Origin of the sequence: Stenotrophomonas sp. UBA7606 (assembly GCF_002477705.1) — a bacterium.
In the GTDB taxonomy this organism is placed as follows: domain Bacteria; phylum Pseudomonadota; class Gammaproteobacteria; order Xanthomonadales; family Xanthomonadaceae; genus Stenotrophomonas.
The window spans coordinates 15,925-37,061 of the sequence record NZ_DLJW01000031.1; the positions used below are offsets into that span (position 1 = coordinate 15,925).

Sequence of the window (21,137 nt, forward strand, 5' to 3'; positions counted from 1 at the left end):
GCCGCGACGGCTGGGGCATCATGGCCGTGCCAGCCGGATTGGCGACCGTGCAGTAATCGGGGGTGGTCGGATGCATAGGGACGATGGGTTTCGGACAGGGCAAACCGAGCGTTTGGCGGATCTGTACGTGCAGTTGCAGGCAGTACTGGATGCGTTGCCGCAGATGGCGGCGATGGTGCACGACGGCGTGCCGGTACAGGTCAATGCTTTGTGGCGGCAGTTCTTTGGCGGTGAGGCCGTTCTGGAGAGCTCGCTGGATTGGCTGATGCGCGTGCACGCGGAAGATCGGGCCTTGGCCTTGGCACAGTGGCGCAGCTTTCTGGCGTTGGGGCACGTGCCTGCGTTCGAGTGCCGCCTGCGCGATGACACCGACACAGATCGGTGGTTCGAGATCCGCCTGGGCAGCCCCGGCGCCAAGGTACCGTTGCGCGCGGTGACCATGACCGATGTCAGCGACCGCCACCAGCTGCGGCAGCGCATGGAGCACAGCCTGCATCAACAGGATCGCATGCTGGACGCGAGCTCGGATTGCATCAAGCTGATCAATCTGGACGGTACGCTGCAACACATGAATCGTGCAGGCTGCCTTGCCCTGGGGGTGCCGGTAGACGAACGCGAGTTCGGCATGCAATGGCTGGAACTGTTGCCTGCCGACAACCGCGCCAGGGGGCGAAGAGCGCTGTTGCAGGCCGGGCGCGGGCAACCAGCGCGCTTCGCTGGCAAGAGCCTGCTGCATGGGCAGAGCCCGCAGTTCTGGGACAACATCCTGACACCGATGCTGGACAGCACTGGCGAAGTAAGCGCAATCCTGTGCGTGTCGCGCGATATCACCCGCCAGCAGGAGGCCGAACAACGTCTGCGGGTTGCCTCGGAGATCGATGAGCTGACCGGGCTGCCCAACCGACGCTCCTTCAATCGGCGCCTGCGGACCAGCCTGCAGCGTCACCGGCTGCGTGAAGGCTTGTTGGGCTTGATGATCATCGACCTGGATCACTTCAAGCACGTCAACGACACGTTGGGGCATCCGGCCGGTGATCACCTGCTGCGGGTGCTGGCCAAGCGCTTGTCGCAACTGGTGCCGGAGGGCACGCTGGTAGCCCGGTTGGGTGGCGATGAGTTCGCCATCGTGCTGGAGGACATGGTCGACGCGCAGGCGCTGGAGGGCGAGGCGCTGCGTATCAGCACCCTGACCGACTGCACGGTGAGCTATGCCGGTCAGGTGATCAACACCGGCATGAGCATCGGCTGCGCCCAGTTTCCCCGCGATGCTCGCGATACGGCTGATCTGCTCAAGGCCGCCGATACCGCCCTCAACGACCTCAAGGCCAATGGTCGCGGTGGGGTGAAGCAGTTCAGCCGGCGCCTGATGGCCATCGCCGAGCGTGCGGCCAGCCAGCGCCTGATGGCGCGGCAGCTGGTCAGCGAGGGCGGGGTGGTGCCGCACTACCAGCCCAAGGTGAACCTGCAGGACGGCAGTACGGTGGGCTATGAAGCCCTGCTGCGCTGGTCGCGCATCAGTGGTGCGGAGGTTGGAGAGGATTGCCGGCTGGACGAGGCCTTCCGTGACTACGAACTGGCCTCGCGGCTGGCCGAGTTGATGCATGAACAGGTGCTCAGCGATATCGCACTGTGGCAGGCGCAGGGCCTGCAGGTGCTGCCGGTGGCGATCAACGTGGCACCGGTGGAGTTCCTGCGTGATGATTTCGCCGAAAAGCTGCTCGACAAGCTGCACCGCTTCGAGGTGGATCCGGCACTGGTGGAGCTGGAAGTCACCGAGCAGGTATTGACCGACCGTGGCTCAGCCTTTGTCGCGCGTGCGCTGGGTGTGCTGAAGGCGGCCGGCGTGCGCATTGCGCTGGACGACTTTGGTACCGGGCATTCGTCGTTGGCCCATCTGCGTGACTATCCGATTGATGTGTTGAAGATCGACCGCAGTTTCGTCGCGCGCATGGTGGCCGAACCGTCCATCCGCAGCATCGTCGAGGCGGTGGCCAAGCTGGCAATCAGCCTGCAGCTGGAACTGGTGGCCGAGGGTGTGGAAAACCCAGGGCAGCGTGAGATGTTGCTGGATGCGGGTTACTGCGTGGGCCAGGGTTTTCTGTATGACCGCGCGGTGGACGCCCAGCAGGTCGCGCAACGGCTGCAGCGGCCGCGCCGGGCATGGCTGGCCTAGGGCGACGGCACGCCCGCGGCGTGCTGCTGGGCAACCAGCGCCAGCCAGGCCTGGGCAGCGGCCGATAGAAAGCCGCCACGGCGCCAGGCCAGTGCCATTTTCCAGTCCAGCTCCGGTTCGTCCAGAGGAACCAGCACCACATCAGGGCGGCGTCGCGCCTGGGCAATCATCCGTGGCAGCATCGCAACCCCCAGGCCGGCAGCTACCAGCGCCACGATGAAGTCCGGTTGCGCGCTGCGGCTGGCCTCGCGCGGGGTGAAGCCGCGGGCCATGCAGGCCTGGATGATGCGCCTGTTGAGCATGAAGCCTTTTTCGAACAGTACGAACGGGACCTCGGCCAGGTCCTGCAGGTGCAGCCCGGGGCGGCTGGCCAAAGGATGCCCGGCAGGTAGCAGGGCGACCAGGGGCTCGGTGCGGACCGGTTGCCAGTCCAGGTCGTTGGCCACCGGCAGCAGGCTGGCGGCCAGCTCGATCTCGCCGGCGCGCAGGCTTTCCTCCAGGTCTTCGCTGCCGCGCTCGAGTACATGCAGCTCAATCTGCGGGTAGCGTTGCCGGAACCGGGCGAATACCGGCGCGAACAATACATCGCTGCCCAGCGAAGCCAGGCCCAGGTGCAGTTCGCCACGTTGCAGGCCGCGCAATTCCTGCAGCTCGCGCAGCATGTCCTCGCGCTCGCCCAGCAGGGCCAGCGCACGGCGGTAGACGATCTGGCCGGCAGGGGTCAGGCGCACGCCGTGGCGCGAGCGCTCCAGCAGCACCTCACCCAGTTCGTCTTCCAGTTGCCGCACGGCTTTGCTGAGGGTGGGTTGGGTGGCGTAGACGGCTTCGGCCGCAGCGGAAAAGCCGTCGTGTCGCACCACCTCGACCAGCATGCGCAATTGCCGGATATCCATTCTGTTCTGGAATCCATTGAATGAAATGAATTCATTTTAATAATGGATCGGGGCGGCGTACATAGGAGGCATGGAAATGTTCCTGCTCTCCGTGCGCCGCAGCCGCCTGAACCTCAAGCGGTGGTTGCGGCGCAGTACCTGGTTGCAGATCGGCCTGTTGGTGGCGTTATGGCTGCTGGCCGATACGCTGATGCGGTACCTGGGCGTGCCGGTGCCGGGCGGCATCGTCGGCCTGTTCGTGCTGTTGCTGGCGTTTGCCCTGCACTGGCTGTCGCCGCGCTCCTTCGCGCAGGGCGCGCAGTGGTTGCTGGCCGAGATGCTGCTGTTCTTCGTGCCGGCGGCGATGATCCTGCTGGACAACCGGCAGATGTTCGGCTGGTTGGGGGTCAAGCTGCTGGCAGTGGTGGTGGGCGGCACCGTGCTGGTGATGGCAGCGACCGCGCTCACCGTGGAATGGCTGTTCCGCAGGAGCCAGCTGCATGAACGTTGAAGCCCTCATCACCCATCCGACGCAGCTGCTGTGGCCGGTGTTCTGGGCGGTGGTAACGGTGGCCGCCTATGTGCTGGCCAAGCAGGCGTATCTACGCGTGCGTCGTGGCTGGGCATCGCCACTGATCACCGCGCCGCTGGCGCTGCTGCTGCTGGCCTTGCTGCTGCATGCCAACTACCACGACTACCTGCGCGGCACGCACTGGCTGATGGCCATGCTGGGCCCGGCCACGGTGGCCTTCGCGGTACCCATTTACCAGCAGCGGGCGCTGATTGCCCGCCATTGGAAGGTGCTGGGTGCCGGGGTTCTGGTTGGCAGTGGCACCGCCATCCTCGCGGCCTGGTTGATGGCCAGTGCACTGCATCTTTCGCCGGAGTTGCGCCTGAGCCTGGCGCCGCGCTCGGTGACCACGCCGTTCGCAATGGATGTATCCGGTCGCATTGGTGGCATTCCCGAGTTGACGGCGGTATTCGTCATCATCACCGGCATCTGTGGCTCGTTGTGCGGGCAGATCCTGCTCAAGCTGTTGCCGGTGCGCAGCGCGATGGCGCGCGGTGCCCTGTTCGGCATGGGCGCACATGGCATGGGCGTGGCCAAGGCGCGCGAACTGGGTGAAAGCGAAGGCGCCATCGCCGGCCTGGTGATGGTGATGGCCGGTTTGTTGAACGTGGCGGCAGCACCCTTGTTGGCGGCGCTGTTATAACGGCGCCGCTATTCGCCGGGCTTGGCCGCGGACACCGGCGCGTGGGTGGCCGCCTTGCGTGACAACACCGCTTCGCGGTGGGCGATGTAGGCATTGGACGCAAGGATGATCAACGCGCCTATCACCGTCCAGCGGTCCAGGGTTTCGCCGAACAGCAGCCAGCCCATCACCACCACCAGCGGCAGCTGGGTGAAGCTGATCGGGGTGAGCGCGGAGACCTCGCCCAGCTTCAGGGCGCGGGTCCACAGCAGCTGGCCGATGGTGCCCAGCACGCCGGTAGCCGCCAGCCACAACCAGGCGATACCGGTCGGCCACACCCAGACAAACAAGGCCGGGATCAGCGACAGCGGTACCCAGAACACATAGGTGTAGAACACCACCGTGTCCGGGCCATCCACGCGGGTGAGCTGCTTGATCTGGATCGCCACCAGCGCGCTGAGCACCGCGGCCAGCACCGCGATCAGGCTGCCCGCCTCGAAGCCATGCGAGCCGGGGCGCACGATGACCAGCACGCCGATGAAGCCGGCAATCACCGCCGCCCAACGCCGGAAGCGCACCTTCTCGCCCAGCCACAGCACCGCGGCAATGGTGACGAACAAGGGGGTGGAATAGGACAGCGAAATGGCCTGCGACAAGGGCAGGTGGCCCACCGCCCAGAACCCGCACAGCATCGATGCCAGGCCGATCGCACTGCGCAGCAGGTACCGCGGCAGCTGCCGGGTGCGCAGCGGCGCATGGCCGGGGCGGACCAGCATCGGCAACAGTGCCAGCAGGCCGAAGCTGTTGCGGAAGAACGCGACTTCCTGCGTAGGTACATAGCGGGTGGCAAGGCGGATGGCCACCGCCATCAGGCCAAAGGCCATGGCGCTGCCGAACATCAGCAGCGCCGCGCGCATGGCAACCGATCGGACCGGGGCGGGGGCTGCGTTCACCAGCGGGCGCCGATCAGCCGCGGCTCCGGCTCGATCGGCACGCCGAACTTCTCCAGCACGGCCGCCGAGACCCTGCGCGCGAACGCCAGAAGTTCAGCACCGCTGGCATTGCCATGGTTGACCAGTACCAGTGCGTGGTTCGGTGATACCCCGGCATCGCCGTCGCGCTGACCCTTGAAGCCGGCGGCCTCGATCATCCATGCCGCCGACACCTTGCGGTGGCGGTCATCATCGGCCGGGAACACCGGCAGGGCGGGGTAGTGCTGCAACAGCACGTCTACCTGCTCGTTGGGCAGGATCGGGTTCTTGAAGAAGCTGCCCGCATTGCCCAGAACATCCGGGTCAGGCAGTTTGCGGCGACGGATGGCAATCACCGCGTTGGCCACATCGGCCGCCACCGGCTGCTCGATGCCCATGGCGGTCAGCTCCTCGCCAATGCCGGCATAGTCCAGGCGCAGGGCATGCAGCAGCGGCAGGCGGAACTCCACGGCGGTGATCAGGTAGCGGTCGGGCTCATGCTTGAACAGGCTGTCGCGGTAGGCGAAGTTGCAGGCCGCGTGGTCCAGCCGCACCCACTGCTGCGTGTGCTGGTCCCAGGCCTCGACGGTCTGGATGAATTCACCCACCTGGGCACCATAGGCACCAATGTTCTGGATGGGGGCGGCACCTACCGTGCCCGGGATCAGTGCCAGGTTTTCCAGCCCGGACAGGCCTTCGCGCAACGACCACATCACAAACTCGTGCCAGACAACGCCGGCACCGGCGCGCACCAGGGTGTGATCGGCGCGGTGTTCCAGTGCGGTGATCTGGCGGTTGTTGAACACCAGTACCACGTCCTCGGGGTCGGCGGCCAACAACACATTGCTGCCGCTGCCCAGCACCAGCAGCGGTGCATCGGCAACGGCTGCCAGTGCTTCGGGCAGCGCGTTGGCGTCGTTGATGTGCAGCAGACGCCGGGCATGCGCGGGGACGTGGAAGGTATTGAGCGGCTGCAGTGCGGCGTTTTCAGTCAGGGACCAGGCGGGGACAACAGTGGTCATAGCGGGGCGACGGCGCCTCCCGACGGCGATTCACGGCGGCGGCGGATGGCGTCCACGCAGTCGCCGATCAGGCTTGGGCCTCGGTAGATCAGGCCGCTGTACACCTGCACCAGCGAGGCCCCGGCGGCCATCTTGGCCACGGCGTCGGCACCGGAGCTGATGCCGCCCACGCCGATCAGTGGCACCGACTCGGGCAGGCGCGCACGCAGGCGGCGCAGCACCAGGGTGGATTGGCCAAGCAGCGGTGCCCCTGACAGGCCGCCGATCTCCTTGGCGACCGGGTGGGCGTCCACGCCCGGTCGGGCGATGGTGGTGTTGGTGGCGATGACACCGTCCACGCCCAGCTCACCGAGCACGCGGGCGGCCGCGTCGATGTCGCGATCGCTCAGGTCCGGTGCCACCTTGACCAGCATCGGCACGCGCTTGCCATGCTTGGCCGCCAGTTGCTCCTGTGCTTCACGCAGCCCGGCCACCAGGCGCCGCAGGGCCTGTTCTTCCTGCAGTTCGCGCAGGCCGGCGGTATTGGGCGAGGAGATGTTGACGGTGATGTAGTCGGCCAGCGGATAGACCTTTTCCATGCAGGTCAGGTAATCGGACAGCGCATCGTCGTTGGGCGTGTCCTTGTTCTTGCCGATGTTGATGCCCAGCGGGCCGGGGCGGCGTTTGACCGCTTCGACATTCTTCACCAGCGCATCCACGCCCAGGTTGTTGAAACCCATGCGGTTGATGATGGCGCCGTGCGCCGGCAGGCGGAACAGGCGCGGCTTGGGGCTGCCGGCCTGCGGACGCGGCGTGATGGTGCCGATTTCGACGTAGCCGAAGCCCAGTGCGAACAGCCCCTCGATGTGCTCGCCGTTCTTGTCCAGGCCAGCGGCCAGGCCAACCGGATTGGGGAAATCCAGGCCAAAGGCCTTGGTCGGCAGTGGCGTGATGCGGCCGGCCAGCAACGGCGTGGTGCCGGTGCGCCAGGCCAGGTCCAGCGCGGAAAGGCCCAGGCCATGCGCGCGCTCGGCGTCCAGGGTGAAGAGGAAGGGGCGGGCTATCGAATACATAAGCTCAAGTCAGCGTGCCGATGAAGGCGCGGGTCTGGTACGCAAATGCGACCTTGCCATCCACGGCATGGTCGGCAAACAACTGGCGCAATGCATCCAGCATCGCGGCGTGACGGGGATGGCCCGCCTGCGGCGCATACGAGGAGGACAGCAGGCGGCCCTGCAAGCCGTCGTGGTCAAGGTACTGCACGTTGGGAAAGCTGGCGATGCCGCGCAGCCCATTGCCGAACCAGGTGCGCATTTCCTCGTCGCTCTGGTAGCGCTCGGCGACCTCGGTGTAGTCGGTACCGTAATCGATCAGCAGCCGCTCGTACGCTTCCAGGAAGGCCGAGCCCTGCAGCAGGCGCGAGTTCCAGTAGACCAGGGCCAGGCCGCCGGGGCGCAGGGTGCGTGCCCATTCCTGGCGCACCGCTGCGGTGTCGAACCAATGGAAGGCCTGTGCGGCGCTGACCAGATCCACGCTGTCGTCGGGCAGGGTGGTGTGCTCGGCGGTGCCATCCAGCAACTGCAACTGCGGGAACTGTGGCAGCAGCCAGTGCGCCGCAGCCTCGCGCATCTGCGCGTTGGGCTCGATGGCGATCACCGGATGGCCGGCTTCAAGAAACATGCGGGTGGAAATGCCGGTGCCGGCGCCGACATCAGCGACCAGAGCATCGGCGCCTACGCCGATGTCATGGTGCAGCCAGTCGATCAATGCGGGCGGATAACCCGGCCGGTACCGCACGTAGTCGGCAACGCGGCTGCTGAAGCGTTGGGTGGCGTCGAGCCGGCTCATGCGGCGCTCACGAGTTCAAGGCGGCGATCCACGCCAGGCCACCAAAGAACACGACGAACACCACGACCACCAATACCCACATCGCTACCGACAGCCAGCCCAGCACCAGGCCGGTGACGGCCAGGCCGTCGCCATCGAGCTGGCCGTTGCTGCGGCGGATCTCGGCACGGCCCATGTGGCCGAAGATGATGGCCGCAAGGCTGCCGAGGAAGGGCAGCAGGGTCCAGCCGAGGATGCCGGCGACCAGGGCGACGATGGCATAGCTGCTGGTCTGGCGGGGTGCGGGTACGCTCATCGGGAACTCCTTTTCAGCTGTGGAAAGCCCCACTCGCACAAACGGGAGCGGGGACGGAGGGGGGCAGCCCTTGGGCTGCCTGCTCGCGCATCGCCCCGGCCATGGCCGGGGCTGCACCATTACAGATCGAACTTGATGCCCTGGGCCAGCGGCAGCGAGTCGGAGTAGTTGATGGTGTTGGTCTGGCGGCGCATATAGACCTTCCATGCATCCGAGCCGGACTCGCGGCCACCGCCGGTGTCCTTCTCGCCACCGAAGGCGCCACCGATTTCCGCACCGGACGTGCCGATGTTGATGTTGGCGATGCCGCAGTCGCTGCCGGCTGCCGACAGGAACTTCTCGGCGGTCTTCAGGTTCTGGGTGAAGATCGACGAGGACAGGCCCTGCGGCACGCCGTTCTGCATGTCGATGGCTTCGTCCAGGGTGCTGTACTTCATCACGTACAGGATCGGTGCGAAGGTCTCGTGCTGGACGATCTCATCACTGTTCTTCAGGCCGGTGACAATCGCCGGCAGCACGAAGTTGCCGGCACGGTCGATGGCGGTGCCGCCGGTCTCGACGGTGCCACCGGCAGCCTTGGCCTTGGCGATCGAGGCCAGGAACTGCTGCACAGCTTCCGGGCTGTTCAACGGGCCCATCAGGTTGGCGGCGTCGGTCGGGTCACCGATCTTGCCTTCGACCTGCTTGTACGCCTTGATCAGCGTGGCCAGCACGTTGTCGTAGATGGATTCATGCACGATCAGGCGGCGGGTGGTGGTGCAGCGCTGGCCGGCAGTACCGACGGCGCCGAACACGATGCCCGGCACGGCCAGCTTCTGGTCGGCGGTCTCGTCCATGATGATGGCGTTGTTGCCGCCCAGTTCCAGCAGGCAGCGGCCCAGGCGCTGGGCAACCTTCTGGTTGACGGTGCGGCCGACCTGGGTGGAACCGGTGAAGGAAATCAGCGGCACGCGGCGGTCGTCGACCATCTTTTCCGACAATGCGGTGCCTGCGTCGTTGATCAGGAAGAACAGGTCCGGGAAGCCGCCGTCCTTCAGCGCCTCATTGCAGATCTTCATCGTGGCAATGGCGGTCAGCGGGGTCTTGTTGGACGGCTTCCAGATGCAGATGTCGCCACAGATGGCGGCCAGGAACGCATTCCAGCTCCACACCGCGACCGGGAAGTTGAAGGCCGAGATGATGCCGACCAGGCCCAGCGGGTGGTACTGCTCGTACATGCGATGGCCGGGGCGCTCGGAGTGCATGGTGTAGCCGTACAGCATGCGGCTCTGGCCCAGGGCGAAGTCGGCGATGTCGATCATCTCCTGCACTTCACCGTCGCCTTCCGGCTTGGACTTGCCCATTTCCAGCGCGACCAGCGAGCCCAGTGCGTCCTTGTGCTTGCGCAGTGCTTCGCCGCACAGGCGTACGGCTTCGCCACGGCGCGGCGCCGGGGTGGTGCGCCATACCTTGTAGGCTTCCTGCGCACGGGCGATGACGGTTTCGTAATCAGCCTCGGTGGTGGCCTGGACCTCGGCGATCACTTCACCGGTGGTCGGGTTCTGCGGCTTGAGGACGCCCGCGCCAGTTGCGGCGGACCATTCCCCGTTACCCATGTAGGTGCCAGCGTTGGTGGCATCCAGAGCCAAGGCCTTGAGCAGCTCGGAAGACATTCAAACTCCTGTTTCTTAACGTGATTTTGGCGCCGTCGGGAACTTCGGGTGGGGCGACGGAATGAGTACTACATAGTATCAGAGTGAACCGATTGGCCCCGTCGGGGGTGGTCTGGCCGATAAGACGGCGTGTGCCGGGTCCGGCGGCTGTGCGGACGGGGCTGTGCTGCAGGGAAGCGCTGTCGCTTTTGGCGTTTTTCGGCCATATTCGCCACCCTTGGCAGGGGTTTCCCCGGATTCAACAGGATAGACAGATGAACGTGACGATTTCCGATGGGGTAGTGGTTGGCAACAACCTGCCCTTCGTGCTGTTTGGCGGGCTGAATGTGCTGGAGGACCTGGACTCCACCCTGTATGCCGCCGAGCGCTATGTACAGGTCACCGGCAAACTGGGCATCCCGTACGTGTTCAAGGCCTCGTTCGACAAGGCCAACCGCTCCTCGATCAACTCCTTCCGTGGCGTTGGCCTGGAAGAAGGGCTGCGCATCTTCGAACAGGTCAAGCAGCGTTTTGGCGTGCCGGTGATCACCGACGTGCATGAAGTGGCCCAGGCCGCGCCGGTGGCGGAAGTGGTGGACGTGCTGCAGATCCCGGCCTTCCTGGCGCGCCAGACCGATCTGGTCACCGCCATCGCCCGCACCGGGCGCGCGGTCAACATCAAGAAGCCGCAGTTCCTCAGCCCCACCCAGATCAAGCACATCGTCAGCAAGATCCGTGAGGCGGGCAATGAGCAGATCATCCTGTGCGAGCGCGGCGCCCAGTTCGGCTACGACAACCTGGTGGTGGACATGCTCGGCTTCCGCGAGATGATCGAAGCCACCGGCGGCCTGCCGGCGATCTTCGACGTCACCCACAGCCTGCAGCGCCGTGACGCGGGTAGCGAAGCGTCCGGCGGCCGTCGCCGCCAGGTGGTGGAACTGGCCCGTGCCGGCATGGCGGTTGGCATTGCCGGCCTGTTCCTGGAAGCCCATCCGGACCCGGACAACGCGCGTTGCGATGGCCCCAGCGCGCTGCCGCTGGACGTGCTGGAGCCCTTCCTGGCGCAGATCAAGGCGCTGGATGAACTGGTCAAGTCATTCCCGGTGCTGGATATCGCCTGATCCGGGTGCAGGTGTGGCCGGTGGGGGTGATCGTCACCGGTCCTTTCTTTTTCGCTGGTGGAGTGGGTCCTGGTGGCGCTGGTGGTGGCAGGCCTTAGCCTGTACTCTTGTCCCCCGTTTTGGCCCCGTAGCTCAGCTGGATAGAGCGGTCCCCTCCTAAGGGACAGGTCGCACGTTCGAATCGTGTCGGGGCCACCACCCTCGTATGGCCGACGGCCCCGGGCCGCACTGCCTGTTTCGCGGTGCCCGCTATGCATGCCGACGATTCCCTGAGCTTTCGCAGCTATGGCGGTACCGGTCATGGCCACTGTCATGCGCACGTGCAGCTGGTCCTGCCGCTGCACGGCATGCTTGAGCTGGAGATAGAGGGGCGCGGTGGGCGGCTGGACCTGCAGCGTGCGGCGCTTGTTGCGCCCGGTGCCCTGCACGTGCAGCAGTCGCAGGGTCGCAATCGTTTCGTGATCGTGGACTGCGATGCGTCGCGGCTGGACGAGGCGCAGCTGGAGGCCGGGCGGCAGCGTCCATTCTTTGCGCTGCCTCCCGCAGCGAGGCATCTGCTGGCGTATGTGGAACACATGGCGCAGGGGCGGGCGCAGTTGGCGCCAGCCGTGACGCGGCAGGTGCTGCCATTGCTGCTGGACGCGGCGCTCGCGCCGGGCCGGCACCGCCGTGAGGGGCGTTTGCAGCGCTTGTGTGAACGGATACGGCTTGCACCGGGGCAGGACTGGCCGCTGGCGCGCATGGCCAGCGAGGCCGGGCTGGGGCTGACCGCGCTGCACGCGGCATTTCGTCGCGAGCTGGACTGCAGCCCAGCCCAATGGCTGCAGTGGCAACGGCTGGAATGGGCGCAGCAGCGGCTCGCCGAAGGTCTACTACCGCTGGCACGGATTGCACAGCAGGCTGGCTATTCCGACCAGAGCGCGCTTACCCGGGCCATGCGGCGTGAGTTTGGCGTCACCCCGGGACACTACCGTCGCCAGCTGCAGGCGTAGCCTGGGCCAAAAACGGCGAAGGTACGGTCAATACACAGGGCTGCAGCCATCGGAAGCTGTGGCGGTTGCTCAGGACGTGGGTGGTTTGATGAAAGATCGGATGGCGGGTGGTATCGCCAATGGCGTGGCCTCGGGCGCACTGTGGGGCCTGGTATTTCTGGCGCCTGCGGTGCTGTCGGATTTTTCCCCGTTGCAACTGGCCGCAGCGCGCTACCTCGTCTATGGGTTGATCGCGGTGGTGTTGCTGGTGCCACGCTGGCCGGCGTTGCGTGCGCGCATCGGCAAAGTTGAATGGACGGCGCTGACCTGGCTGAGCCTGCTCGGCAATCTGATCTACTTCGTGCTGCTGTCGCTATGCGTGCAATGGAGCGGTGGTGCGGCGGCGGCGCTGATCGTTGGCATGGTGCCGGTGCTGGTGGCGGTGGTCGGCGCGCGCGAGCCAGGTGCGGTCCCGTTGACCCGCTTGGCCCCGGCGTTGGTGCTGTGTGTGGCCGGCGTGGTGCTGATGGGGGTGGAGGCCATGGGTTCCAGCCATGTGCAGGGCAGCGCAGGCCAGCGTTTGATCGGGCTGCTGTGCGGCGTGGGTGCGTTGCTGTCGTGGACGGCCTATTCGGTGGGCAATACGCGCTGGTTGGCCAAGGTGCCGGAGGTGTCCGGGCATGATTGGTCGCTGTTGACCGGTGTCGCCACCGGTGGGCTGGCGTTGCTGCTGGCGCCGTTTGCGTTTGCCGGCGGTGGGCACGGACATTCGGGAAGTGAGTGGGTCGGGTTCTGGGCGATGGCGGCCGCGGTGGCGGTATTTGCCTCGATCCTGGGTAATGCCTGCTGGAACCGCGGCGCGCTGCCGCTGACCCTGGGCGGGCAGATGATCGTATTCGAGACCCTGTTCGGGCTGCTCTATGGTTTCCTGTGGCAGCAGCGCTGGCCGCTGCCGGTGGAGGTGCTGGCAGCCGTCTGCCTGGTGGCCGGGGTGGTCTGGAGTGCGGCTGCGCATCGTCCGCAGGCGCACGCAGCGGAGTCGGCCTGAGTCGGGTTGCGCAGTCAGCTGTCGAAAGTGCCCGCTGGCTGGCACTTTCGATTTGCGGCAAGGCCAGCTCGATGAGGGGGCGTCGCTGGCGTTGGGACGAGCGTTGGCGCGTTGATGGTGGATGCTTGGGTGTTAGATGCCCGACGTTGTCGCTTGATGACATTTGCAACTTTTAGCGGCAGCTTCGCCGACGTTGACTTCAAACACCTTTTTGCGGCGCAGCACTTGACAGCCCTGCATCGGCTGGTGTCTCTTGGTTGCATGAGCCGCCAGCAGCCCACCGCCAACGCATCGCAACCGCCCTTCGGCGGCGCGGATGCGCGCCGGCTCGGCGGCGCCATTACCACCACTATTACCGTCACCATTAGCCCGGTGCGGTCCGTCGTCTTCGCGTAATTTCCGAAAACCACGGCCCCGCACCCGGATCAGGATGCGGGGGAACTCCATCCAGATGCGTGTCGGGGCCTCCAGCCGAGGTTCTTCCGATGTCGTCAGTTGCTGCTTCACCCGCCGATCTCGCCACGGACGCCGCCGTCCGCACCGTCGTACATAAATTCGGCGGCACCTCGGTTGCCGATGCCGACCGTTACCGCCATGTGGCGCAGTTGCTGCTGGCCCGCGATGAGGTGGTGCAGGTCACCGTCGTGTCGGCGATGAAGGGCGTGACCGATGCGCTGATCGACCTGGCCAGGGCGGCTGCCAAGGCCGATCCGGGCTGGGATGATCGCTGGCACGAGCTGCGTGCGCGCCACCGCGCTGCCGCTGCGGCGCTGCTGGGCGAGCACTCCGGCACCACCATCGAATGGCTGGACGCACGTTTCGAACGCCTGCGCGAGATCCTCGCGGCGTTGGCGGTGATCGGCGAGCTGCCGCAGGAAGTGCTGGACCGCGTGCAGGGGCTGGGCGAGGTGTTCTCCGCGCACCTGCTGGGCCACCACCTGCAGGCGCTGGGCGAGGACGCCGATGTGCTGGACGCCCGCGATGTACTGGTGGTCAACCACGGCGAGCTGGGCGTGGACGTGGACTGGAAGTCAAGCGCGGCCAAGCTGGCGCTGTGGCGGCAGTCGCATCCGGCGCGGCGGCTGGTGGTAACCGGCTTCGTGGCCCGCGACCGCAAGGGCAACATCACCACCCTTGGCCGCAATGGCAGTGACTTTTCCGGCGCGATCTTTGCGGCCCTGTTCGCGGCCGATGAGCTGCATATCTGGACCGATGTCGACGGCGTGCTGTCGGCCGACCCGAGGGTGGTGCCCGAAGCCGTGCAGCTGGACGCACTGAGCTACGACGAGGCCTGCGAACTGGCCTATTTCGGCGCAAAGGTGGTGCACCCGCAGACCATGTCGCCGGCCATCGAGCGCGGCCTGCCGATCATCATTCGCAATACCTTCCAGCCCGACCATCCGGGTACCCGCATCACCTCGGACAGCTCCAGCAGCGGCCCGATCAAGGGCCTGACCCTGAGCCCGGACCTGGCCGTGGTCAACGTCGAAGGCACCGGCCTGATCGGCGTGCCGGGCACGGCAGAGCGCGTGTTCTCGGCGCTGCGCAATGCGCATGTGTCGGTGGTGATGATCTCGCAGGGCTCGTCCGAACATTCCATCTGCTGCGTGGTGAGGCAGGCCGAGGCCGAACGTGCCCGGCTTGCGCTGACCCAGGCGTTCTCGCACGAACTGGCGGCCGGGCAGGTGCAGCGCGTGCAGCTCAAGCCCAATGTCAGCGTGCTGGCAGCGGTGGGCGATGGCATGGCCGGGCAGCCGGGTGTGGCCGCTCGTCTGTTCGAATCGCTGGGCCGGGCCCAGGTCAATATCCTGGCGATCGCGCAGGGCTCGTCCGAGCGCAATATCTCGGTGGCGATCGATGGCAGCGATGCGACCAAGGCGCTGCGTGCTGCGCATGCCGGTTTCTGGCTGTCGCCGCAGACCTTCTCGGTTGGCGTGATCGGCCCGGGCAATGTAGGCGCGGCCCTGCTGGAACAGCTGTACGCCTCCGAGGCCTCTCTGCTGGCCAAGGCCAAGCTGGATCTGCGCCTGCGTGCGGTGACCTCGCGCAACCGCATGGTGCTGGACCAGCGCGGTATCCACGGCAATTGGAAGGCAGCATTCGAGAATGCGTCGTTGCCGAGCGATCTGGACCAGTTCACCGATCACCTGTTGTCGGCGCGCCTGCCGCACACCTTGATCATCGACTGCAGTGGCAGTGCCGAGGTTGCCGACCGCTATGCCGGTTGGTTGGCGGCCGGTATCCACGTGGTGACCCCGAACAAGCAGGCCGGTTCCGGTCCGCTGGCGCGTTACCAGGCCATCCGCGAGGCGGCCGCGGCCACCGGTGCGCGTTTCCGCTATGAAGCCACGGTGGGCGCCGGCCTGCCGGTGATCACCACGCTGCGCGACCTGGTGGATACCGGTGATGAGGTGACCGCCATTGCCGGCATCTTCTCCGGCACCCTGGCTTGGCTGTTCAACAAATACGACGGCAGCGTGCCGTTCGCCGAACTGGTGACGCAGGCACGTGGCATGGGCTACACCGAGCCGGACCCGCGCGATGACCTGTCCGGCGTGGACGTGGCACGCAAGCTGGTCATCCTGGCCCGTGAGGCCGGTTACGAGCTGAGCCTGGAAGACGTGGCGGTGGAGAGCCTGGTGCCGGCGGCACTGCAGGGCGCCAGCGTGGACGACTTCATGGCGCGCCTGCACGAGGTGGATGCCAGCTTTGCCCAGCGCCTGGCCGATGCACGGGCGCGCGGCAATGTCCTGCGTTATGTGGCGCAGTTCAAGCCCGGTCAGCAGCCCAGCGTGGGCCTGGTGGAACTGCCGGGCGACCATGCCTTTGCCAACCTGCGCCTGACCGACAACGTGGTGCAGTTCACCACCCGCCGGTACTGCGACAACCCGTTGGTGGTGCAGGGCCCGGGTGCGGGCCCGGAAGTGACGGCGGCGGGTGTGTTTGCCGATGTGCTGCGGGTGGCAGCGGGCGAGGGAGCGCGATTGTGAGTGAGGCGGTGATGGAACGACAGGCGCGGGCGTTCTCGCCGGCCTCGGTGGCGAACGTGGCAGTTGGCTTTGACCTGCTCGGTTATGCGGTACCCGATGTGGGCGATACGGTGACGGTGCGGCGCATTGATGCCCCCGAAGTCCGTATTGCCGCCATCCGGGGCACCGCGATCGAACTGCCGTTGGATGCGCCCCGCAATACCGCAGGTGCGGCATTGATCGCGTTGCGCGAGGCTTTGCAGCTGCCCTACGGCTTCGAGCTGGAGATCGACAAGGGCATTCCGCTCAGCTCCGGCATGGGCGGCTCGGCGGCGTCATGCGTGGCCGCGCTGGTCGCGGCCAATGCCTTGTTGGATGTGCCGCTGAGCCGTGAGCAGTTGTATCCGTTCGCGCTGGACGGGGAGGCGGTGGCCAGCGGCAGTCGCCATGGCGACAACCTGGGGCCGATGTTCCTCGGGGGGCTGGTGCTGTGCACCTTGGAGCGATTGGTGCCGGTGTCGGTGCCGGCGCAGTGGCACAGCCTGCTGGTGCATCCCGATGCCCTGCTGGAAACCCGCCGCGCACGCGAGGCACTGCAGGGAAGCTATGGGCTGAAGGAGTTTGTCGCGCAGAGCAGCAATCTGGCGCTGGTGCTGGCCGGCTGCCATGCCGGCGACGCCGGGCTGGTGCGGGCGGGCTTGGCCGATGTGCTGGTCGAACCGCGTCGCGCGCCGCTGATCGTCGGTTTCGATGCGGCCAAGCAGGCGGCATTGGCGGCCGGGGCAATGGGCGCCAGCATCTCCGGAGCGGGCCCTAGCGTGTTTGCCTGGTTCGAGGACCGCGACGGGGCGCTGGCGGCCGCAACCAAGGTGCAGGCAGCGTTCGCCGCGGCCGGCTTTGGCAGCCAAAGCTGGGTTACCCCGGTCAACAGCCCGGGTGCGCGCCTGCTCTGAATCTACCGCTTGTCCGTAGGAGGGGCGGTGATTGCTCCTCCTGGCACAGGCCATGGCATCACCTTTCAACTTTGCGGATTTTCGAATGAACTTCATTTCCACCCGTAATGCGTCCCCCGTCGCCACCCTGAGCCAGGCCATCGCTGCAGGGCTGGCACCTGACGGCGGCCTGTACGTTCCGGAGCAGTTGCCGGCGGCCCGTGAGCTGCAGCCGGGCGCAAACCTGGCCGAAACCGCCGCGGCGTTGTTGCAGCCCTTCTTCGCAGGCGATGGCCTGGCCCAGGCGTTGCCGGCCATCTGCGCGGAGGCATTTGATTCCCCGGCGCCGCTGCAGGCGCTGGCTACTGCCAATGACCATGTGCTGGAGCTGTTTCACGGCCCAACCGCCGCGTTCAAGGATTTTGGCGCGCGCTTTCTTGCCGCCAGCCTGTCGCGCGTGCGCGCAGGTCAGGCGCGACCGCTGACCATCGTGGTGGCTACTTCGGGTGACACCGGCGCAGCGGTTGCCGCCGCTTTCCACAACCAGCCCAATCTGCAGGTGGTGGTGTTGTACCCGGACGGGCGGGTGTCGCCGCGGCAGGCGCATCAGCTCGGCTGCCTGGGGGGCAATATCCGCGCCTTGCGGGTGGCCGGCTCGTTCGACGATTGCCAGGCCATGGCCAAGCAGGCGCTCGGCGATGCCGAGCTGCAGGCACAGGTGCCCTTGAGTTCAGCCAACAGCATCAGCCTGGGCCGCCTGCTGCCGCAGATGAGCTATTACGCGCACGCCGCGCTCAGCCACCGTGCGGCGCATGGCGGGCTGCTGAATTTCGTCATCCCCACCGGTAACCTCGGTAATGCGATGGCGGCGATCATGGCACGCGCGCTGGGCGTGCCGCTGGGCCGCATCGTGCTGGCAACCAATGCCAACCGCGTGCTGCCCGATTACTTCGCCGGTGGCCCGTACCAGCCCAAGGCCAGTGTCGCCACCCTGGCCAACGCCATGGACGTGGGCGCGCCCAGCAACTTCGAACGCCTGCGGTGGCTGTATGCCGGGGACGATGCGGCCCTGCGCGGTGCTTTCCAGTCGTTCGCGGTGGGCGATGCGACCATCCGCGACACGATTGCCGCCCGCTACAGCCAGTTTGGCGAGGTGTTCTGCCCGCATACGGCCACTGCGGTACATGTGCTGGAGCAGCTGCGCCGTAGTGGCGAGGCCGCGGCCGACGAGCATTGGGCGGTGGCCGCAACCGCCCACCCGGCCAAGTTCGAATCGGTGGTGGAACCCTTGATCGGCCGCGAGGTGGCGGTGCCGCCGGCACTGGCCGAACTGCTCAAGCGTCCGGCGCATGCCGAGCCCTGCGCCACGGAATACAGCGCGCTGCGCGAAAAGCTGTTGTAAGACACCTGCAGACTTACAGCCGAGCCATGCTCGGCTGGGGTTTTTCGGTAACACCCTTGCCGAGCATGGCTCGGCACTACGGGGCTTAGAGCTCGTCGTTGGCCAGCTTCTGCAGGCCGGCGAAGTCCAGGATCTCGACCACGTTGAGGTGGGGCAGGGCGATCAGGCCCTGCTGGCGCAGCTTGGTGAAGGTTCGGCTCACCGTTTCCATGGTCAGGCCCAGGTGGTCGGCAATATCGCCGCGCCCCATCGGCAGCGAGACCCGGTTGCTGCTGTGGCCATTGAGGGTGGCCTCGCGGGCAGCCAGGCGCAGCAGGAAGTCGGCCAGCCGTTCTGGCGGCTGCAGGCGTGCCAATGCCAGGGCATTGTCCTGGGCCGCGTCCAGCTCCTGGCAAGCGCGCTGCAGCAGTTTGCGCTCCAGGTGCGGGTAACGCTGGCGCAGGTCGCGCATCTGGGTGGTGGGCACCCGGCAGACGCGGCTGTCGGCAATGGCCTCGATGTCGTAACGGTGGTGGTCGCTGCCACTCAGCCCTAGGTAGTCACCCGGCAGCACGAAGCCATTCACCTGGCGACGGCCGTCGGCCAGGGTGCGGACAAGGCGCAGCGCGCCCTCGGTCACTGTATAGACATAAGTACGTGGTTCGCCGGCACGGGCCAGCGTGGAGCCCATCGCTACGGGCGTGGAGACAGTGATCTGCTCCAGTGCGTGCACTTCATCACAGGACAGCGCCGAACACACCGACAGGTGGCGGACCGAGCATTGCAGGCACTCGCGCACGCCCTTGCCTTCCTCGGCAGTGGACGTGGCAGGGTGTTGCTCGGAGCCTTGGGCTGGCCGGGACATGGCGGGCACGTGGGGATAAACAACGTGAATGATACTTCATGCGGCCAGAAGGGCGGTGTCCGGCTAGAATTGGCCTCCGTTTCCCCCATTGAGTTGCAGGAGTTTCGCCCGTGATCAAGCCCCGTACCCCGCCCGGCATCATGGAATTGTTGCCGCGCGAGCAGATCGCGTTCCAGCGCATGCTGGACGTCATCCGCCGCAATTACGAGCGCTTCGGGTTCCTGCCGGTGGAAACCCCGGTGTTCGAGCTGTCGGATGTGCTGCTGACCAAGTCCGGTGGCGAGACCGAGCGCCAGGTGTACTTCGTGCAGTCCACCGGCGCCTTGGCCAATGCGGCTGAATCGGCCGACAAGGGCGGTTTGCCGGAAATGGCGCTGCGCTTCGACCTGACCGTGCCGTTGGCCCGCTACGTGGCCGAGCACGAGCACGACCTGACCTTCCCGTTCCGCCGCTACCAGATGCAGCGTGTCTACCGTGGTGAGCGTGCCCAGCGCGGTCGCTTCCGCGAGTTCTACCAGTGTGATGTCGATGTGATCGGCAAGGACACCCTGAGCATCCGCTATGACGCTGAGGTGCTGGCGGTGATCTACGCGGTGTTCTCGGAGCTGCGCATCGGCAATTTCGCCGTGCAGCTGAACAACCGCAAGCTGATGCGTGGTTTCTTCGAAGCACAGGGCGTGGTGGATGCCGGCCAGCAGGCGCTGGTGCTGCGCGAGGTCGACAAGCTCGACAAGCGGGGGCCTGACTACGTGCGTGAGACTTTGGTTGGGCCGGATTTTGGTCTGCCCGCCGACGCGGTTGAGCGCATCCTGTCCTTCGTCGAGGTGCGTTCCAGCTCGCATGCCGATGCGCTGGCGCAGATCGACGCGGTGCTGGCTGCGGCCGGCGAGTCGGCCAGCGAATCGCTGCGTACCGGTGCCGCCGAACTGCGCGAGGTGCTGGAGCTGGTCAAGGCGTTGGGTGTGCCGGAAACCGCCTACTGCCTGAATTTCTCCATCGCCCGTGGTCTGGACTACTACACCGGCACTGTCTATGAGACCAGCCTGGTGGATCACCCGCAGATCGGCTCGATCTGCTCGGGCGGACGCTATGAGGACCTGGCCAGCCATTACACCAAGTCCAAGCTGCCGGGCGTGGGCATCTCGATCGGCCTGACCCGCCTGTTCTGGCAGTTGCGCGAAGCCAACCTGATCGACGGCATTGCCGAGAGCAGTGTGCACGCGATGGTGGCGTTGATGGACGAGGCGTCGATGCCGCAGTCGCTGGACATCGCCCGTCGTCTGCGTGCTGGCGGTATCAATACCGAAGTGCAGATGGAGCCGAAGAAGATCGGCAAGCAGTTCCAGTACGCCGCCAAGGCGGGCATCCGCTTCGTGGTGTTGGCCGGTGAGGATGAGCTTGCGCGTGGCGTGGTGGCGGTCAAGGACCTGCTGCGCGAGCAGCAGTTCGAAGTGGCCCGGGACGAGCTGGCCTCCACCCTGCAGGTGGAGCTGGAACAGACTCGCGCCATGGCGCGCTGATCGAAAAGCCCCGCATTGCGGGGCTTTTTTTATGCCCGGTGTTGGCGAGGTCAACCCCCAGTGCATCTTGTAGAGCCAGGCCAAGCTGGGCTGAGGCCTGCCCGGCAAAGCCCCTGCCGAGCACGGCTCGGCACTACCGCCCCCTCCCTTTCGCGCAGCGCAGGGGAGGGCTGCGGAGGGGTTCGCTTTTGGCCGTTGGCGGACGAGCTGGCCCTTGTAGAGCCGAGCCATGCTCGGCTGTGGCCTGCCCGGTAAAGCCCCTGCCGGGCATGACTCGGCACTACCGCCCCCTCCCTTTCGCGTAGCGAAGGGGAGGGGCGGGGAGGGGTTCGCTTTTGCGGCTCGC

General features: G+C 66.3%; 19 protein-coding genes and 1 tRNA gene. 11 read left to right on the forward strand and 9 right to left on the reverse strand.

Going from position 1 to position 21,137, the window contains the following annotated elements:
• The first annotated feature begins 127 nt into the window (after positions 1–127).
• Positions 128–2,173 carry a putative bifunctional diguanylate cyclase/phosphodiesterase gene (locus B2527_RS04960; RefSeq protein ID WP_293706429.1) on the forward strand — a complete coding sequence of 682 codons (2,046 nt, stop codon included), beginning with the start codon at positions 128–130 and terminating at the stop codon, positions 2,171–2,173.
• Here B2527_RS04960 and B2527_RS04965 read toward each other — a convergent pair.
• Positions 2,170–3,066: a LysR family transcriptional regulator gene (locus B2527_RS04965; RefSeq protein ID WP_293706430.1), complete on the reverse strand. Its 897-nt coding sequence runs from the start codon at positions 3,064–3,066 to the stop codon at positions 2,170–2,172. The genes B2527_RS04960 and B2527_RS04965 overlap by 4 nt on opposite strands.
• 76 nt (positions 3,067–3,142) lie before the next feature.
• Between B2527_RS04965 and B2527_RS04970 the strand changes: the two genes are divergently transcribed.
• Positions 3,143–3,556, forward strand: coding sequence for a CidA/LrgA family protein (locus B2527_RS04970; RefSeq protein WP_293706431.1), 414 nt, complete (start codon positions 3,143–3,145; stop codon positions 3,554–3,556).
• A complete protein-coding gene (locus B2527_RS04975) occupies positions 3,546–4,259 on the forward strand; it encodes an LrgB family protein (protein ID WP_293706432.1) in 714 nt (237 codons plus the stop codon). The genes B2527_RS04970 and B2527_RS04975 overlap by 11 nt, the downstream gene beginning before the upstream one ends.
• Before the next feature lie 8 nt (positions 4,260–4,267).
• Here B2527_RS04975 and B2527_RS04980 read toward each other — a convergent pair whose 3' ends face one another.
• From B2527_RS04980 to B2527_RS05005, 6 genes are all read right to left on the reverse strand, one after another.
• Positions 4,268–5,194, reverse strand: coding sequence for a DMT family transporter (locus B2527_RS04980; protein WP_414716997.1), 927 nt, complete (start codon positions 5,192–5,194; stop codon positions 4,268–4,270).
• A complete protein-coding gene (murB, locus tag B2527_RS04985) occupies positions 5,188–6,231 on the reverse strand; it encodes a UDP-N-acetylmuramate dehydrogenase (RefSeq protein ID WP_293706434.1) in 1,044 nt (347 codons plus the stop codon). Before murB ends, B2527_RS04980 begins: the two co-directional genes overlap by 7 nt.
• Positions 6,228–7,283 carry a quinone-dependent dihydroorotate dehydrogenase gene (locus B2527_RS04990; RefSeq protein ID WP_293706435.1) on the reverse strand — a complete coding sequence of 352 codons (1,056 nt, stop codon included), beginning with the start codon at positions 7,281–7,283 and terminating at the stop codon, positions 6,228–6,230. The genes murB and B2527_RS04990 overlap by 4 nt, the downstream gene beginning before the upstream one ends.
• Positions 7,284–7,287: 4 nt before the next feature.
• Complete coding sequence (locus B2527_RS04995; RefSeq protein ID WP_293706436.1) at positions 7,288–8,058, reverse strand: class I SAM-dependent methyltransferase; 771 nt, start codon at positions 8,056–8,058, stop codon at positions 7,288–7,290.
• A 7-nt stretch (positions 8,059–8,065) separates the two neighbouring features.
• A complete protein-coding gene (locus B2527_RS05000) occupies positions 8,066–8,353 on the reverse strand; it encodes a DUF4190 domain-containing protein (protein ID WP_293706437.1) in 288 nt (95 codons plus the stop codon).
• A gap of 119 nt (positions 8,354–8,472) precedes the next feature.
• Positions 8,473–10,005, reverse strand: a complete 1,533-nt coding sequence (locus B2527_RS05005; RefSeq protein ID WP_293706438.1) for an aldehyde dehydrogenase family protein — start codon at positions 10,003–10,005, stop codon at positions 8,473–8,475.
• Positions 10,006–10,259: 254 nt separating this feature from the next.
• On the opposite strand from B2527_RS05005, the gene kdsA reads away from it, so the two are divergent.
• The 4 genes from kdsA (at position 10,260) to B2527_RS05025 (ending at position 13,124) form a co-directional block, all read left to right on the forward strand.
• Entirely contained in the window at positions 10,260–11,105 is an 846-nt protein-coding gene (kdsA, locus tag B2527_RS05010) for a 3-deoxy-8-phosphooctulonate synthase (RefSeq protein ID WP_293706439.1), read from the forward strand.
• 121 nt (positions 11,106–11,226) lie between these two features.
• Positions 11,227–11,303 (forward strand) — tRNA-Arg (locus B2527_RS05015).
• Positions 11,304–11,356: 53 nt separating this feature from the next.
• On the forward strand, positions 11,357–12,097 hold the full coding sequence (locus B2527_RS05020) for a helix-turn-helix domain-containing protein (RefSeq protein WP_293706440.1): 741 nt from the start codon (positions 11,357–11,359) through the stop codon (positions 12,095–12,097).
• A gap of 88 nt (positions 12,098–12,185) precedes the next feature.
• Entirely contained in the window at positions 12,186–13,124 is a 939-nt protein-coding gene (locus B2527_RS05025; RefSeq protein ID WP_293706441.1) for a DMT family transporter, read from the forward strand.
• Positions 13,125–13,256: 132 nt separating this feature from the next.
• On the opposite strand, the gene B2527_RS05030 is transcribed toward B2527_RS05025, so the two are convergent.
• The gene (locus B2527_RS05030) at positions 13,257–13,631 is read right to left on the reverse strand and encodes a hypothetical protein (protein ID WP_293706442.1); all 375 of its coding nucleotides are present in this window, start codon (positions 13,629–13,631) and stop codon (positions 13,257–13,259) included.
• Between B2527_RS05030 and thrA the strand changes: the two genes are divergently transcribed.
• From thrA to thrC, 3 genes are all read left to right on the forward strand, one after another.
• The gene (thrA, locus tag B2527_RS05035) at positions 13,610–16,114 is read left to right on the forward strand and encodes a bifunctional aspartate kinase/homoserine dehydrogenase I (RefSeq protein ID WP_293706443.1); all 2,505 of its coding nucleotides are present in this window, start codon (positions 13,610–13,612) and stop codon (positions 16,112–16,114) included. The two genes, B2527_RS05030 and thrA, sit on opposite strands and share 22 nt — an antisense overlap.
• 11 nt (positions 16,115–16,125) lie before the next feature.
• Positions 16,126–17,046 carry a homoserine kinase gene (locus tag B2527_RS05040; protein ID WP_293706446.1) on the forward strand — a complete coding sequence of 307 codons (921 nt, stop codon included), beginning with the start codon at positions 16,126–16,128 and terminating at the stop codon, positions 17,044–17,046.
• Between the two features lie 85 nt (positions 17,047–17,131).
• Positions 17,132–18,427 carry a threonine synthase gene (gene thrC / locus B2527_RS05045; RefSeq protein WP_293706444.1) on the forward strand — a complete coding sequence of 432 codons (1,296 nt, stop codon included), beginning with the start codon at positions 17,132–17,134 and terminating at the stop codon, positions 18,425–18,427.
• An 85-nt stretch (positions 18,428–18,512) separates the two neighbouring features.
• Here the strand turns inward: thrC and B2527_RS05050 are convergent, their stop codons facing one another.
• Entirely contained in the window at positions 18,513–19,271 is a 759-nt protein-coding gene (locus B2527_RS05050; protein WP_312367963.1) for a Crp/Fnr family transcriptional regulator, read from the reverse strand.
• 110 nt (positions 19,272–19,381) lie between these two features.
• On the opposite strand from B2527_RS05050, the gene hisS reads away from it, so the two are divergent.
• Complete coding sequence (gene hisS, locus B2527_RS05055; RefSeq protein ID WP_293706445.1) at positions 19,382–20,791, forward strand: histidine--tRNA ligase; 1,410 nt, start codon at positions 19,382–19,384, stop codon at positions 20,789–20,791.
• The last annotated feature ends 346 nt before the right edge of the window (positions 20,792–21,137 follow it).